This window comes from Pontibacter chitinilyticus, assembly GCF_039748935.1.
GTDB classification, from domain to species: domain Bacteria; phylum Bacteroidota; class Bacteroidia; order Cytophagales; family Hymenobacteraceae; genus Pontibacter; species Pontibacter chitinilyticus.
The window spans coordinates 62,176-78,859 of record NZ_JBDIZJ010000002.1 but is presented as its reverse complement, the minus strand read 5'-3'; the positions used below and the strand labels follow the sequence as shown (position 1 = coordinate 78,859).

The window sequence follows — 16,684 nt, the reverse complement described above, 5'->3', positions numbered from 1 at the left end:
AGAGGGCAAAGTTTAAAGGAAAAGTTCTACTGATTTGATGTAAAATTAGCTTTTGGGGAGATTCCAGAGCGGCCAAATGGAACGGACTGTAACTCCGTTAGTGTAAACTTTCGCAGGTTCGAATCCTGCTCTCCCCACAAACCAGTACAAGTATGATTGAATCATTTGTTCGATCATGCGGTTATTCATTCAATCAAATTAGGATAGTAAGCGGGAGTAGCTCAGTTGGTAGAGCGATAGCCTTCCAAGCTATAGGCCGCGAGTTCGACCCTCGTCTCCCGCTCAGTTTTAAGAAGAGATTTATTTTAACTTACGGATTTTTTGGAAGGAATTTCATCTAGGTGGATTTCCTTTTTATTGTAAGTTAAGATTTAGGCGCTTCGGAAATTTAAAAGCCGACGTAGCTCAGGGGTAGAGTACTTCCTTGGTAAGGAAGGGGTCGTGGGTTCAATTCCCATCGTTGGCTCAAAGTCCGTTACGTGTTTTAAGCGCAACATAAACTTAAACGTTTTAACCTTAATTTAATATCATACAATGGCTAAAGAAACATTTGACCGTTCCAAACCGCACGTAAATATCGGTACTATTGGTCACGTTGACCACGGCAAAACTACTCTTACAGCTGCTATCACTACAGTGTTGGCTAAAAAGGGTCTGGCTGCTCTTCGTGACTTCTCTTCAATTGACAACGCTCCTGAAGAAAAAGAAAGAGGTATTACTATCAATACATCGCACGTAGAATACGCAACAGAAAACCGTCATTACGCACACGTTGACTGCCCTGGTCACGCTGACTACGTTAAAAACATGGTTACTGGTGCTGCCCAGATGGACGGCGCTATCCTGGTAGTTGCTGCAACTGACGGCCCAATGCCACAGACACGTGAGCACATCCTGCTTGCCCGTCAGGTAGGTGTACCTCAGCTGGTAGTATTCATGAACAAAGTGGACATGGTAGACGATCCGGAGCTTCTTGAGCTTGTGGAGATGGAAATCCGTGAACTGCTTTCTTTCTACGAATTTGATGGCGATAACATTCCTGTAATCCAGGGTTCTGCTCTTGGTGGTCTGAACGGCGACGAAAAGTGGGTGAAAACAATCGAAGAACTGATGGATGCTGTTGACAACTGGATTCCGCTTCCTGAGCGTCTGGTTGACCTTCCGTTCCTGATGCCAGTAGAAGACGTGTTCTCTATCACTGGTCGTGGTACTGTAGCTACAGGTCGTATCGAGCGTGGTGTGATCAACTCTGGTGAGCAGGTTGAGATCCTGGGTATGGGTGCTGAGAACCTGAAGTCAGTAGTAACAGGTGTAGAAATGTTCCGCAAAATCCTTGACAGAGGAGAAGCTGGTGACAACGTAGGTCTGTTGCTGCGTGGTATAGAGAAAACTGATATCCGTCGTGGTATGGTTATCTGTAAGCCAGGTTCTGTGAAGCCGCACACTAAGTTCAAAGCTGAGGTGTACGTGCTTTCGAAAGAAGAAGGTGGCCGTCACACGCCATTCTTTAACAAGTACCGTCCACAGTTCTACTTCAGAACCACAGACGTGACTGGTGAGATCATGTTACCAGAAGGAGTTGAAATGGTTATGCCAGGTGATAACATCACTATCGAAGTAACCCTGATCAACAAAGTGGCCATGGAGAAAGGCCTTCGTTTCGCGATCCGTGAGGGTGGCAGAACAGTGGGAGCCGGTCAGGTAACTGAAATCCTTGACTAATACAATGTTGCAAACCCGTTCTTTGAAAGTTTTTTCAGGAACGGGTTTGTTTTCATAAAAGTATTACATAAATTTGCACTCCATTCGAAAAAATGGCGTGCATTTTTTTACGGGTGTAGCTCAATTGGTAGAGTAGTGGTCTCCAAAACCATTGGCTGGGAGTTCGAGTCTCTCCACCCGTGCAAGTTAAACTATCTGGTAAAGCGAAGTATGAGCAAGATTAGCAGCTACATAAACGAAACAATCGAGGAAATGAAATCGAAGGTTTCATGGCCAAGTTATTCTGAACTGCAGAACAGCTCTGTGTTGGTATTGATCGGCTCACTAATATTTGCTCTGATCGTGGGGGTGATGGACTTTGCGTTCGATTCCACGCTGACGTGGTTTTACAACCAGTTTTAAGAAGAGCTATGGCTGATTTAAAGTGGTATGTAGTTCGCGCTGTTAGTGGGCAGGAGAAAAAAGCGAAAGCTTACCTGGAAAACGAAATTGTGCGGCAACATCTGGAAGAGTTTGTGCCGCAGGTATTAATTCCGGCGGAGAAAGTATATGAGATGCGTGCCGGTAAGAAGCGTATCAGAGAAAGAAATTTCTTTCCAGGATATGTGCTGGTAAACGCAGACCTCTCGCACGGAGAGGCAGAGCACATTATTATCAGCACGCCGGGTGTAATTGGCTTCCTGGGTTCTAACGAAGGTCAGAACATGAAAAAGCCGGTGCCGCTGCGCCAGTCGGAAGTAAACAGGATTCTGGGTACGGTAGATGAGGCAGAAGAACAGATAGAAGTACTGGATACCCCATTCATTGTAGGTGAAACAGTCAAAGTAATGGATGGACCGTTTAGTGGTTTCTCCGGAACAGTGGAGGAGGTGTTTGAAGAGCGTAAGAAACTGAATGTGATGGTGAAGATATTTGGCCGGAACACACCAGTGGAGCTCAATTACATGCAAGTGGAAAAAGAATCGTAGTAAAAACAAATAATGGCAAAGGAAATAAAAGGTTACCTGAAACTTCAGGTAAAGGGAGGTGCCGCGAACCCATCGCCACCGATTGGACCTGCACTTGGTTCTAAAGGTCTTAACATCATGGAATTCTGCAAGCAGTTTAACGCCAGAACCCAGGATAAGCCCGGTCAAGTGTTACCAGTGTTGATTACAATCTATGCAGATAAGTCCTTCGACTTCGTTATTAAAACGCCTCCTGCTCCAGTATTGTTAATGGATGCTGCTAAAATTAAGGGTGGTTCTAAAGAGCCAAACCGTAACAAAGTAGGTTCAGTTACATGGGATCAGATCAGAGCGATCGCCGAAACGAAAATGCCTGACTTAAATGCTTTCAAAGTGGAGGCTGCTATGAGACAAGTAGCCGGTACTGCAAGAAGCATGGGTATTACAGTATCTGGTAACGCTCCTTGGAACGAATAATAAGCAGAAGGAAATGGCGAAGATTACAAAGAAAAGGAAAGCAGCTTTAGAGAAAGCTGACCTGACCAAAGAGTATGCTTTAGCAGATGCAGCCGGAGTAGTAAAAGACATCACTTTTACAAAGTTTGATGCCTCTGTTGATATCGACGTTCGTCTGGGCGTTGATCCCCGCAAAGCCGACCAAATGGTACGAGGTATAGTTACCCTGCCGCACGGTACTGGTAAAGATATCAAAGTGCTGGCCCTGGTAACTCCTGATAAAGAGCAGGAAGCGCGTGATGCAGGCGCTGATTTTGTTGGCCTGGATGATTACATTCAGAAGATCGAAAAAGGATGGACAGATGTAGACGTGATCATCACGATGCCTGCCGTAATGGCCAAAGTTGGTCGTTTAGGTAGAATTCTGGGACCACGTAACCTGATGCCAAACCCTAAGTCTGGTACTGTTACACAAGATGTAGCCAAAGCTGTAAAAGAAGTGAAAGCCGGTAAGATCGACTTTAAAGTTGACAAGTTCGGTATCATCCACACCAGCGTAGGTAAAGTATCTTTCTCTGCAGAGCAACTGGCGGCTAATGCTGCCGAGGTAATCCAGACGCTGAACCGTCTGAAGCCTTCTTCTGCAAAGGGAACTTACATCAAAAGCATCACATTGTCTAGCACAATGAGCCCAGCTGTAACAGTTGACAAGAATTTAGCTATCTAAGAAAATGACCAGGGAAGAAAAAGAGATAATCGTACGGGACCTGAGCGAGAAGTTAGCTAACACTAACTACTTCTACATCACAGATGCTTCCACCATGTCGGTAGCAGGCATCAACGCCTTCAGAAGGCTGGCATTTGAGCGGGGGATCGAGTACAAAGTATACAAGAACTCACTTATTAAAAAGGCTTTAGATACTTTAGAAGCTGACACAACAGCACTGGATACAGTGTTGAAAGGCGCCTCAGGTATCCTGTTCTCTGCGGAGTCAGGTAACGCGCCGGCCAAACTGATCCAGGACTTCCGGAAAAGGGGCAATGCGCTTCCACTTCTGAAAGGAGCCTTCATCGACGCCGGTATCTACACCGGCGATGAGCAGCTGGATGCCTTAACTAAGGTTAAATCTAAAGCCGAGGTTATCGGTGATGTTATCGCATTGCTTCAGTCTCCTGCTAAGAACGTTGTTTCTGCTCTACAGAGCAGCGGTGGCAAACTGGCTGGTATCCTGAAGACATTATCTGAAAAAGAATAATTTAAAAACGTAATCAATAAGTAACTTTTAATTTCAATAAAAAATGGCAGATTTGAAAGCATTCGCTGAGCAGTTAGTAAACTTAACTGTTAAAGAGGTTAATGAACTAGCTACTATTCTTAAGGATGAGTATGGCATTGAGCCAGCTGCTGCAGCCCCAGTAATGGTAGCTGGTGGCGGAGCTGCTGAAGGAGGAGCTGCTGCAGAAGAACAAACTTCTTTTGACGTGATCCTTAAGTCAGCAGGTGCCTCTAAATTAGCAGTTGTTAAGCTGGTGAAAGAGTTGACAGGCCTTGGCTTGAAAGAAGCAAAAGAACTGGTAGACGGTGCTCCTAAGGCCCTGAAAGAAGGTGTTGCAAAGGATGAAGCAGATTCACTGAAAAAATCATTGGAAGAAGCTGGCGCTGAAGTAGAGGTTAAATAATCTCACGTACCAACATACCGAAAACAGGTAGACCTGGCAAATTCGTCAGGTCTTTTCCTGTTTGTACACGAATTCAAAATTAAATGAATTCTTTTCTGCCCACAGTTGTTTTGGACTCTGTGTGCATTTAACAGATTTTAAACGTAAAATTCCATGGCCTTGGCTAAGAATAAGACGACAGAGCGAATCAATTTTGCCTCTATAAATCCTGTTATCGACTATCCTGACTTCCTTGATGTTCAGCTACAGTCGTTTCAGGATTTCTTTCAGTTGGAGACACCGGCTGAAAGCAGGGCACAGGAAGGGTTGTTCAAGGTATTTGCTGAGAACTTTCCTATCTCCGATTCACGCGAAAACTTCGTACTGGAGTTTATCGATTATCATATTGACCCTCCAAAATACTCTGTGGATGAAAGTATCGACAGAGGCCTAACCTATTCTGTACCACTAAAAGCAAAACTGCGCCTGATCTGTAACGACGAAGACAACGAAGACTTCGAAACAATAGAGCAGGAGGTATTCTTAGGTAACATCCCCTACATGACAGAAAAGGGTTCATTTGTCATCAATGGTGCTGAACGCGTAATTGTGTCGCAGTTACACCGTTCTCCGGGCGTTTTCTTTGCGCAGAGCAAGCACACAAATGGAACAAAGTTATATTCTGCCAGGATTATTCCATTTAAAGGCTCTTGGGTAGAGTTTGCAACGGACGTGAACAACGTTATGTATGCCTACATCGACCGTAAAAAGAAGTTTCCAGTTACTACCCTGCTGCGTGCCATCGGGTATGGCACTGACAAAGATATCTTAGACCTGTTCGGACTATCTGAAGAAATTCCGGCAAACAAGTCTAATCTGAAGAATGCGATTGGCCGTCGTCTGGCCGCACGTGTTTTAAGAACATGGACAGAAGATTTCGTGGATGAAGATACCGGTGAAGTAGTATCAATCGACCGTAACGAAGTAATCCTGGAGCGTGACTCTGAGATTACACCGGAAGATATCGACGTGATCACGGATTCTGGTGTGCAGTCTATTATTCTGCACCGCGAGAATGTGAACATCGCCGACTACGCTATCATCTATAACACGCTTCAGAAAGATAACTCAAACTCTGAACAAGAAGCTGTAGAGCAGATCTACCGCCAGCTGCGTAACACCGAGGCGCCAGACGTAGAGACTGCGCGTGATATTATCCAGAAGTTGTTCTTCTCTGATAAGCGGTATGACCTTGGTGAAGTTGGTCGTTATAGAATCAACAAAAAGCTGGGCTTGGATACAAACTGGGATGCCAAAGTACTCACTAATGAGGACATTGTTCTTATTGTGAAATACCTGATTGGCCTGATTAACTCAAAAGCAGTAGTGGATGATATCGACCACTTGAGCAACAGACGAGTTAGGACAGTAGGCGAGCAGCTGTATGCGCAATTCGGCGTTGGCTTGGCCCGTATGGCCCGCACCATCAAAGAGCGTATGAACGTGCGCGACAACGAAGACTTCAAACCGGTTGACCTAATTAACGCACGTACGTTGTCTTCGGTGATCAACTCGTTCTTCGGCACCAACCAGCTGTCGCAGTTTATGGACCAGACTAACCCGCTGGCAGAAGTAACACACAAGCGTCGTGTGTCTGCTCTAGGGCCAGGTGGTCTTTCCAGAGAGCGTGCCGGTTTTGAGGTGCGTGACGTGCACTATACCCATTATGGCCGTCTGTGTACGATCGAGACACCGGAGGGACCAAACATCGGTCTGATCTCCTCTTTATGCGTGCATGCACGTGTGAATCACATGGGCTTTATCGAAACACCTTACCGTAAGGTGATTGAAGGTAAAGTTGTAGTAGATGGATCGGTAGAATACCTGACAGCGGAGGAAGAAGATACGCACCACATTGCGCAGGCAAATGCTGTAATTGATGAAGGTGGTAACTTTGTTAACCCAACAGTTAAAGGACGTTTCGAAGGTGACTTCCCAGTAGAAGCACCGGAAACCTATACTTATATGGACGTTGCGCCGAACCAGATCGTATCGGTTGCTGCTTCAATGATTCCGTTCCTGGAGCATGATGACGCCAACCGTGCCCTGATGGGTTCGAACATGCAGCGCCAGGCAGTGCCACTACTAAAGGCAGAAGCGCCGATCGTAGGTACTGGCTTAGAAAGAAGAGCAGCCATAGACTCCCGCGCACTGGTTGTTGCCGAAGGCGACGGCGTAATCGACTTTGTGGATGCGAACAAGATCGTTGTAAAGTATGATCTGACAGAAGATGAAAAGCTTATTTCATTTGATGCAGAATACGTGACCTACAAGCTGGTGAAGTTCAGAAGAACAAACCAGGATACTTGTATCAACCTGACACCTATTGTAAAAACAGGCCAGCGGGTAACCAAAGGCGAGCCGCTTTGTGAAGGTTATGCCACCAACCAGGGAGAACTAGCTATTGGCCGTAACATGCAGGTGGCGTTCATGCCTTGGCAAGGGTATAACTTTGAGGATGCGATTGTAATATCTGAGCGAGTGGTGCGAGACGACATTTTCACGTCTATCCACATCGAGGAATTTGAACTGGAAGTGCGCGAAACGAAGCGTGGAGAGGAAGAACTGACTTCTGAAATCCCGAACGTAAGCGAAGAAGCCGTGCGCAACCTGGATGAGAATGGTATTATCCGTATTGGTGCCGAAGTAAAAGAAGGGGATATCCTGATCGGTAAGATCACACCGAAAGGCGAAACCGATCCGACACCGGAGGAGAAACTGCTTCGTGCGATCTTCGGAGATAAGGCTGGCGATGTGAAAGATGCCTCGCTTAAGGCGCCGCCCTCATTAAATGGTGTGGTTATTGAGACGAAGCTGTTCTCACGTCCGAAGAAGGATAAAAACCTGCGGGCCAAGTCGAAGAAAGAAGTTGAAGAACTGAAGACCAAGTATGGCAAAGAGCTGACTGCTATCAAGCATGTGATGGTAGACAAGCTGGTGGGCTTGCTGGAAGGTAAAACCACACAGGGCATACGTCATAAGTTCGGAGATGAAATTCTGACAAAAGGCTCTAAGTTCTCCAGAAAGAACATCGTGGAAGCGCTGTTCCCTGAGAAGAACCCTTACAAGGATGAGAGCAACTATGCGGTGCCGGAAGAGGTGAACATGTTCAAAGACCTGATTCTGGAGAACTGGACCAACGACGACAAGACAAATGGCATGCTGCTGGAGTTAGTGAAGAACTACAACAAGCGCCGTAACATCGTGTCTGCACACTTTAAGCGTGAGCGTTTCACGTTGGAAGTAGGGGACGAGCTTCCAGCTGGTATCGTGCAATTGGCCAAAGTATACATCGCTAAGAAGCGTAAGCTGAAAGTGGGCGATAAGATGGCGGGTCGCCACGGTAACAAAGGGGTAGTAGCACGAATTGTCCGTGATGAGGATATGCCGTTCTTGGAAGATGGAACGCCGATGGACATCGTACTGAACCCACTGGGTGTACCTTCGAGGATGAACATTGGCCAGATCTATGAAACAGTGCTGGGCTGGGCCGGTCTGAAATTAGGTAGAAAGTATGCTACTCCGATTTTTGATGGCGCAACAGAAGAGCAGGTTTCAGCAGAACTGGCGGAAGCAGGCTTGCCACGGTTCGGACGTTCCTACCTGTACGATGGCCTGAGCGGTGAACGCTTCGACCAGCCGATTACAGTAGGTGTAATCTACATGCTGAAACTGGGTCACCTGGTAGATGATAAGATGCACGCCCGTTCTATAGGACCATACTCGTTGATTACGCAGCAGCCATTGGGGGGTAAAGCCCAGTTTGGTGGCCAGCGTTTCGGTGAGATGGAAGTGTGGGCGCTGGAAGCCTTTGGTGCTTCTAACGTACTGCAAGAGATACTTACAGTAAAATCAGATGACGTGATCGGCCGTGCCAAGGCATACGAAGCGATTGTGAAAGGTGATGTGCTGCCAAAGCCGAATATACCGGAATCATTTAACGTATTGATTCACGAACTAAGAGGCCTGGCATTAGAAATTACATTAGAATAAAAGACAAGCAAAGCGCTGCGGTGAAAACCAAAGCGCTTCGCTTCCTTTATGCTGATTTCGCTGTAAGGCATATTCATTGTATCGACATTATTAGAATAATATGGCATTTGCAAAAAATAAAAAGCTAACTCAGGACTTCTCTAAAGTAACGATAAGCTTAGCTTCTCCAGAGTCGATTTTGGAGCGTTCGAACGGAGAGGTCGTAAAGCCTGAGACAATTAATTATAGAACCTATAAGCCTGAAATGGGTGGTTTATTCTGCGAAAGAATATTCGGACCTGTAAAGGACTGGGAATGCCACTGCGGAAAGTATAAAAGAATCAGATACAAGGGCATTATCTGCGACCGTTGCGGCGTAGAGGTGACCGAGAAGAAAGTGCGACGTGAGCGCATGGGCCATATTGAGCTCGTAGTTCCGGTAGCACACATCTGGTACTTCAAATCCCTTCCGAATAAAATAGGTTATCTGCTCGGTTTGCCAACTAAAAAGCTGGACCAGATCATCTACTATGAACGCTATGTAGTAATTCAACCAGGTATTTTGGCAGAAGACGGGGTAAACAACCTGGACTTCTTAACAGAAGACGAGTACCTGGATATGATTGACAAGCTTCCGCGCGAGAACCAGATGTTGGATAACAATGATCCAAACAAGTTCATCGCCAAGATGGGAGCTGAAGCGCTGCAGATGCTGTTGGAGCGCATTAACCTGGATGACCTTTCTTACGAGCTGCGCCATGCAGCGGCACACGAAACATCGCAGCAGCGTAAAGCTGAAGCGTTGAAGCGTCTGCGTGTAGTAGAGGCATTCCGTGATGCGACGACGCGTATCGAGAACAGACCTGAGTGGATGATTATCCGCATGGTGCCTGTTATCCCGCCGGAGCTTCGTCCGCTTGTTCCATTGGATGGCGGCCGTTTCGCTACCTCGGATTTGAACGACCTGTACCGTCGCGTAATCATTCGTAACAATCGCCTCAAGCGCCTGATAGAGATCAAAGCGCCGGAGGTTATACTTCGTAACGAGAAGCGTATGCTGCAGGAAGCGGTAGACTCATTGTTCGACAACTCACGTAAAGTGAATGCTGTTCGTGCAGAAGGCAACCGCGCGCTGAAGTCACTTTCAGACATGCTGAAAGGTAAGCAGGGACGTTTCCGTCAGAACTTGCTTGGTAAGCGTGTAGACTATTCCGGCCGTTCGGTAATTGTGGTTGGTCCTGAACTGAAGCTACACGAGTGCGGTCTGCCAAAGAACATGGCAGCCGAGCTCTTCAAGCCGTTCATCATCCGCAAGCTGATTGAAAGGGGTATTGTAAAAACAGTAAAGTCTGCGAAGAAAATAGTGGATCGTAAGGATCCTGTTGTTTGGGATATTCTGGAGAACGTGCTGAAAGGCCACCCAGTACTCCTTAACCGTGCTCCTACCCTCCACCGATTAGGTATCCAGGCGTTCCAGCCAAAACTGATCGAAGGAAAAGCGATCCAGCTGCACCCATTGGTATGTACGGCATTCAACGCTGACTTTGACGGTGACCAGATGGCGGTGCACGTTCCACTAGGACCTGCTGCTGTTTTGGAAGCCTCTATGCTGATGTTGGCGTCGCACAACATCCTGAACCCTGCGAACGGTGCACCAATTGCGGTACCATCTCAGGACATGGTACTTGGTTTATACTATGTATCGAAAGGAAAGCGCACGACTGAAACAGAGAAGATACCTGGTGAGGGCATGAGCTTCTACTCCGCGGAGGAAGTGATCATCGCTATCAATGAAGGCAGAATCTCCAAGCATGCCTTTATCAAGGTAAGAACAATGGTGCGGAACGAACAAGGTGAACTGGAGCTGAAGCTCATCGAAACAGTTGCCGGACGCGTGCTCTTCAACCAGTTTGTACCGGAAGAAGTAGGCTATATTGATGAACTGCTAACCAAGAAGAAGTTGCAGCAGATCATCTCCCGCGTATTTAAAGAAACAGGTATGGCGCGTACAGCCCACTTCCTGGATGATATTAAAACCCTAGGATTCCAGTCTGCCTACAAAGGTGGTCTGTCCATGGGACTGGGTGATATCTCTATACCTGCAGAGAAAGATATTCTGGTGAACCAGGCCAAAAAAGATGTAGAAGCCGTTTGGCAGAACTACTCTATGGGTCTGATCACAGACAACGAGCGTTACAACCAGGTAATTGATATCTGGACACGTATTAACAATCAAATTACGGAAACGTTGATGCGTCGCCTGGAGAATGATGACCAGGGCTTCAACTCAATCTTCATGATGATGCACTCCGGTGCTCGTGGTTCGAGAGAGCAGATCCGTCAGTTGGGTGGTATGCGAGGTCTGATGGCCAAGCCGCAGAAATCATTGCAAGGTTCTGTGGGTGAAATCATCGAAAACCCAATCCTTTCGAACTTTAAGGAAGGTTTGGACGTGATCGAGTACTTTATCTCTACTCACGGTGCTCGTAAAGGTCTGGCCGATACAGCTCTGAAAACTGCGGATGCCGGTTACCTGACACGTCGTCTGGTAGACGTATCACAAGATGTGATCGTAAACGAAGAAGACTGCGGTACTTTACGAGGTCTGGAAGTAAGTGCGCTGAAAGACAACGAGGATGTAGTAGAGACACTGTCAGAGCGTATTCTGGGTCGCGTAACTGTACACGATGTATACGATCCGTTTAGCAACGAATTGGTGATAGAAGCTGGTTCGGAGATCACTGAAGAAGTGGCTCGTGCAATTGAGAATGCAGCCATTGAAACAGTAGAGATCCGTTCTGTATTGACTTGTGAGTCGAAGCGTGGTATCTGTGCCAAGTGCTACGGCCGTAACCTGGCAACAGGCTTTATGGTGCAGAAAGGCGAGGCTGTTGGTGTAATTGCCGCTCAGTCTATCGGTGAGCCGGGTACACAGCTGACATTGCGTACGTTCCACGTGGGTGGTACTGCTTCCAACATCGCAGTAGATGCGACAATCTTCGCCAAGTTTAATGGCCAGATCGAGTTTGAAGACATCAGAACCATTGACACGGTGAACAATGAAGGCACACCGGTGAAAGTAGTGATGGGCCGCTCCGGAGAGGTGAAGATCATTGATCCGGCTTCCGGCAAGCTGCTTATCAGCAACCACGTGCCATACGGTTCATTCCTGACGATAGATGAAGGGCAGACAGTAGAAAAAGGACAGGCTATTTGTAGCTGGGACCCTTACAATGCTGTTATCCTTTCTGAGTTCGACGGACAGATCAGCTACGAGTCGATCATTGAAGGTATCACCTATCGCGAGGAGTCGGACGAACAGACTGGCTACCGTGAGAAAGTGATCATTGATACAAAAGACAAGACGCAGAACCCTGCCATAATCGTGAATCCGAAGAGTGGTGAGCCAAAAGGTTATAACATTCCAGTAGGAGCCCACTTAACGGTAGAAGATGGTGAGAAGATCAAAGCCGGTCAGATCCTGGTTAAGATTCCGCGTGCAATCGGTAAGACCCGGGACATTACAGGTGGTCTGCCACGTGTGACGGAGCTCTTCGAGGCGCGTAACCCGTCTAACCCGGCAGTAGTGTCCGAGATTGACGGTGTGGTAACCTATGGCAGCGTGAAGCGTGGTAACCGCGAAATCTTCATTGAGTCGAAAGACGGCGTGAAGAAGAAGTATATGGTGCCGCTTTCCAAGCACATCCTGGTGCAGGATAACGACTTTATCCGTGCCGGTATGCCATTGTCGGATGGAGCTATCACGCCAACCGATATCCTGAACATTCAGGGTCCGGGTGCTGTGCAGGAGTACCTGGTAAATGAGATTCAGGAAGTATACCGTCTGCAGGGTGTGAAGATCAACGACAAACACATTGAGGTGGTTGTTCGCCAGATGATGCAGAAAGTAGTGGTGGTAGATCCGGGTGATACCAGCTTCCTGGAGAACCAGGTGGTGGATAAGATCACCTTTATGGAAGAGAACGACCGCATCATCGACATGAAAGTAGTAGAAGAAAGCGGAGAGTCTGTTAACCTGAAGCCGGGCCAGATTGTAACGGCTAGAAGACTGCGGGATGAGAACTCCAGCCTAAAGCGCCGTGACATGCAACTGGTGACCGTGCGCGATGCACAGCCATCTGTTTCCCGTCCGACATTGCAGGGTATCACACAGGCGTCCTTGGGTACGCAAAGCTTTATCTCAGCCGCTTCCTTCCAGGAAACAACCAAGGTGTTGAGTGAGGCTGCTATCAAAGGTAAGGCGGACGAACTGCTTGGTCTGAAAGAGAACGTAATTGTAGGACATCTAATCCCGGCAGGTACAGGTCTGAGAGATTACCAGAACCTGATCGTTGGAAACCAGGAAGAGTATGATTCACTGGTGGAGTCAAAAAAGGCGACTACCAAGAGACAGCAAGAGCTGCAAAGCAAATAAGGTATGGCAGACGAAGTGCAGAAACAGAATCAGATTAACATTGAGTTAACGGAGGAGATTGCCGAAGGCGAATACGCCAACCTGGCTATGATCGCACACTCCAGCGGCGAATTTGTAATTGATTTTATTCGTTTGATGCCAGGCCTGCCCAAAGCAAAAGTCAAATCAAGAATTGTTATCACGCCAGAGCACGCCAAACGTTTATTGGCGGCTCTGGCCGATAACATCACTAAATTTGAGGCTAGTTTTGGGGAAATAAAGCAGGCACAGGAAGCTCCTTCCTTTCCGATGAACTTTGGAGGGACAGTGGGAGAAGCCTAAGGTGCTAAGAATTAATGAATTAAAATTTTGAATTTGCAAAGTCAATTTTATACCTTTGCAAACCAAAATCAAAAGTGGAAAAATCTATAATTAACAGCTAGTAAATGCCTACTATACAGCAATTAGTAAGAAAGGGTAGAGAGAAACTGACGTCAAAGTCGAAGTCTCCTGCTCTTGACTCATGCCCACAGCGACGTGGTGTATGCACGCGCGTATACACGACTACGCCAAAGAAGCCAAACTCTGCCATGCGTAAAGTAGCCAGGGTTCGTCTGACAAATGGTAAAGAAGTTAACGCCTATATTCCGGGTGAAGGACACAACCTGCAGGAGCACTCTATTGTGCTGATCAGAGGTGGCCGGGTAAAAGACCTGCCAGGAGTTCGTTACCACATCGTACGTGGTGCGCTGGATACAGCCGGTGTAAGTGGCCGTCTTCAGTCTCGCTCTAAGTATGGCGCGAAACGACCTAAGCCAGGACAACCGGCAGCGGCTGCAGGCAAAGGTAAAAAGAAATAATACATAGCATTTTAATACAATGAGAAAAGCAAAGCCGAAAAGTAGAATACTCCTCCCAGATCCAAAATATAAAGAGACCCTGGTAACACGTTTCGTTAACTACATGATGGAAGACGGAAAGAAAAGTGTTGCTTATGGTATCTTCTACGAAGCTGTAGAAATAGTAGAGCAAAGAACAAAAGAAAACGGTCTGGAAACCTGGAAGAAGGCATTGAATAACATCATGCCAAGTGTAGAGGTTAAAAGCCGCAGGGTAGGGGGTGCTACGTTCCAAGTGCCGACTGAGGTTAGACCAGACCGCAGAGTATCTCTGGGTATTAAGTGGATGATTTCTTACGCGCGTAAGCGTGGTGAGAAAACAATGAGAGACAGGTTAGCTGGCGAAATTATGGCAGCAGCCAAAGGAGAAGGTGCTGCCGTGAAGAAAAAAGACGACACGCACAGAATGGCTGAGGCAAACAAGGCCTTCTCACACTTTAGATTCTAGTAATGGCAAGAGACTTAAAATATACAAGAAACATAGGGATAGCAGCGCACATCGATGCCGGTAAAACTACCACTACCGAGCGTATTCTATACTATGCAGGCGTAAGCCACAAAATTGGGGAGGTGCATGATGGTGCCGCCACGATGGACTGGATGGAGCAGGAGCAGGAAAGAGGTATTACCATTACATCTGCTGCAACAACTGTAAGCTGGAACTATAGAGGCCAGCCGTACCACATTAACATCATTGACACACCTGGACACGTGGACTTTACCGTTGAGGTAAACCGTTCATTGCGTGTACTGGATGGGCTGGTGTTCCTGTTCAGTGCTGTAGATGGCGTAGAGCCGCAGTCAGAAACAAACTGGCGCCTGGCAGACAACTATAAAGTTGCCCGTATCGGTTTCGTGAACAAAATGGACCGCTCTGGTGCTGACTTCCTGGCTGTTTGTAAGCAGGTAAAAGAAATGTTGGGCAGCAACGCAGTAGCACTGCAGTTGCCAATTGGTGGAGAGGATAACTTCCGTGGCGTAGTAGACCTGGTAAACAACCGTGGTATCATCTGGAACGAAGAAGATAAAGGGATGACCTTTACAGAAATTCCAATTCCGGACGACATGGTAGAAGAAGCAGCAGAATACAGAGAGAAACTGTTGGAAGCTGTGGCCGAGTACGACGAGACCCTGATGGAAAAATACTTCGAAGATCCAGATTCGATCTCAGAAGATGAAATCATCGCCGCGCTTCGTGCTGCAACCATTGACATGGCAATCGTTCCAATGCTTTGCGGTTCTTCGTTTAAGAACAAAGGCGTTCAAACCATGCTGGACTATGTGATGGCACTTTGCCCGTCACCGCTGGATAAAGAGAGCATCAAAGGTATCAACCCAGATACAGGTGCAGAAATTGCACGTAAGCCAAGCGAAAGCGAGCCGTTTGCTGGCCTAGCCTTCAAAATTGCGACAGACCCTTATGTAGGTCGCCTTTGCTTCGTAAGAGCTTATTCAGGTGTACTGGAATCAGGTTCTTATGTATACAATACCCGCTCTAATAACAAAGAGCGTATCTCCCGTATCTTCCAGATGCACGCTAATAAGCAAAACCAGATTGAAAGACTGGGTGCTGGTGATATTGGTGCTGTAGTAGGTTTCAAGGACATCAAAACAGGTGATACCCTTTGTGATCAGAACGCGAAAATCGTTCTGGAATCAATGGATTTCCCTGAACCAGTAATTGGCTATGCTATTGAGCCTAAGACGCAGGCGGACTCTGATAAAATGGGTATGGCTATAGCCAAGCTTGTGGAAGAAGATCCAACGCTGCAGGTAAATACAGATGAAGAAACAGGTCAGACCATTCTGAGAGGAATGGGCGAACTGCACTTGGAGATCATCATCGACCGTATGAAGCGCGAGTTTAAGGTTGAGCTGAACCAGGGTGCACCACAGGTAGCTTACAAAGAAACAATCACCAAAACAGTTGAGCACCGTGAGGTATTCAAGAAGCAGTCTGGTGGTCGTGGTAAGTTTGCCGACATCGTGTTTACCATGGGACCTCGCGAAGATGGCAAGCAAGGCCTTGAATTCGAGAACGCCATTGTAGGTGGTGTAATTCCAAGAGAATTCATTCCAGCTGTTCAGAAAGGTTTCGAAGAAGCTATGAAGAACGGTATTCTGGCAGGCTTCCCGATCGACTCTATGAAGGTGCGTCTGTTCCACGGCTCTTTCCACGATGTAGACTCCGACTCGCTTTCATTTGAACTGGCCGCACGCCAAGGTTTCAAAGAGGCTGGAAAGCAGTGTGCACCGAAGTTGCTTGAACCGATCATGGCAGTAGACGTGGTAACTCCAGATGAGTATACCGGTCCTGTAACAGGTGACCTAAACCGAAGAAGAGGTATCATGAAAGGTATGGATACTAAAGGAACGGCAACAGTAGTAAAGGCTGATGTTCCTTTGTCAGAGCTGTTCGGTTATGTAACGGATCTTCGTACCATTACATCTGGCCGCGCAACTGCTTCGTTGACTTTCTCACATTATGAGCAAGTACCTCAGAACTTGGCCGATGGTATCATCGCAAAAATTAAAGGAACTACAGCTAAATAGTA

13 protein-coding genes and 4 tRNA genes are annotated in these 16,684 nt (G+C 47.1%); all 17 read left to right on the top strand.

What is annotated here, in order from left to right:
* The first annotated feature begins 54 nt into the window (after window positions 1-54).
* Window positions 55-137, top strand: a tRNA-Tyr gene (locus tag ABDW72_RS03925).
* Between the two features lie 73 nt (window positions 138-210).
* Window positions 211-283: transfer RNA gene (locus tag ABDW72_RS03920), tRNA-Gly, on the top strand.
* Window positions 284-394: 111 nt separating this feature from the next.
* A tRNA-Thr gene (locus ABDW72_RS03915) sits at window positions 395-466 on the top strand.
* A gap of 68 nt (window positions 467-534) precedes the next feature.
* Complete coding sequence (tuf, locus tag ABDW72_RS03910; protein WP_347157153.1) at window positions 535-1,722, top strand: elongation factor Tu; 1,188 nt, start codon at window positions 535-537, stop codon at window positions 1,720-1,722.
* Between the two features lie 109 nt (window positions 1,723-1,831).
* Window positions 1,832-1,904 (top strand) — tRNA-Trp (locus tag ABDW72_RS03905).
* A 28-nt stretch (window positions 1,905-1,932) separates the two neighbouring features.
* Entirely contained in the window at window positions 1,933-2,124 is a 192-nt protein-coding gene (gene secE, locus ABDW72_RS03900) for a preprotein translocase subunit SecE (protein ID WP_347157152.1), read from the top strand.
* A gap of 8 nt (window positions 2,125-2,132) precedes the next feature.
* Entirely contained in the window at window positions 2,133-2,690 is a 558-nt protein-coding gene (nusG, locus tag ABDW72_RS03895; RefSeq protein WP_347157151.1) for a transcription termination/antitermination protein NusG, read from the top strand.
* Between the two features lie 12 nt (window positions 2,691-2,702).
* Window positions 2,703-3,146: a 50S ribosomal protein L11 gene (gene rplK / locus ABDW72_RS03890; RefSeq protein ID WP_347157150.1), complete on the top strand. Its 444-nt coding sequence runs from the start codon at window positions 2,703-2,705 to the stop codon at window positions 3,144-3,146.
* Between the two features lie 13 nt (window positions 3,147-3,159).
* Window positions 3,160-3,852, top strand: coding sequence for a 50S ribosomal protein L1 (gene rplA, locus ABDW72_RS03885; protein ID WP_347157149.1), 693 nt, complete (start codon window positions 3,160-3,162; stop codon window positions 3,850-3,852).
* Window positions 3,853-3,856: 4 nt separating this feature from the next.
* On the top strand, window positions 3,857-4,381 hold the full coding sequence (rplJ, locus tag ABDW72_RS03880; RefSeq protein WP_347157148.1) for a 50S ribosomal protein L10: 525 nt from the start codon (window positions 3,857-3,859) through the stop codon (window positions 4,379-4,381).
* Window positions 4,382-4,424: 43 nt separating this feature from the next.
* A complete protein-coding gene (gene rplL / locus ABDW72_RS03875; protein ID WP_347157147.1) occupies window positions 4,425-4,805 on the top strand; it encodes a 50S ribosomal protein L7/L12 in 381 nt (126 codons plus the stop codon).
* Between the two features lie 153 nt (window positions 4,806-4,958).
* Window positions 4,959-8,837 carry a DNA-directed RNA polymerase subunit beta gene (gene rpoB / locus ABDW72_RS03870; RefSeq protein WP_347157146.1) on the top strand — a complete coding sequence of 1,293 codons (3,879 nt, stop codon included), beginning with the start codon at window positions 4,959-4,961 and terminating at the stop codon, window positions 8,835-8,837.
* A 100-nt stretch (window positions 8,838-8,937) separates the two neighbouring features.
* On the top strand, window positions 8,938-13,251 hold the full coding sequence (gene rpoC / locus ABDW72_RS03865; protein WP_347157145.1) for a DNA-directed RNA polymerase subunit beta': 4,314 nt from the start codon (window positions 8,938-8,940) through the stop codon (window positions 13,249-13,251).
* 3 nt (window positions 13,252-13,254) lie between these two features.
* A complete protein-coding gene (locus tag ABDW72_RS03860) occupies window positions 13,255-13,572 on the top strand; it encodes a DUF3467 domain-containing protein (RefSeq protein ID WP_347157144.1) in 318 nt (105 codons plus the stop codon).
* A 104-nt stretch (window positions 13,573-13,676) separates the two neighbouring features.
* Window positions 13,677-14,090 (top strand): 30S ribosomal protein S12, encoded by a 414-nt coding sequence (rpsL, locus tag ABDW72_RS03855; RefSeq protein WP_242923660.1) that lies wholly within the window; start codon window positions 13,677-13,679, stop codon window positions 14,088-14,090.
* A gap of 19 nt (window positions 14,091-14,109) precedes the next feature.
* Complete coding sequence (rpsG, locus tag ABDW72_RS03850; protein WP_347157143.1) at window positions 14,110-14,577, top strand: 30S ribosomal protein S7; 468 nt, start codon at window positions 14,110-14,112, stop codon at window positions 14,575-14,577.
* A 2-nt stretch (window positions 14,578-14,579) separates the two neighbouring features.
* A complete protein-coding gene (gene fusA, locus ABDW72_RS03845) occupies window positions 14,580-16,682 on the top strand; it encodes an elongation factor G (RefSeq protein WP_347157142.1) in 2,103 nt (700 codons plus the stop codon).
* Window positions 16,683-16,684 lie beyond the last annotated feature (2 nt).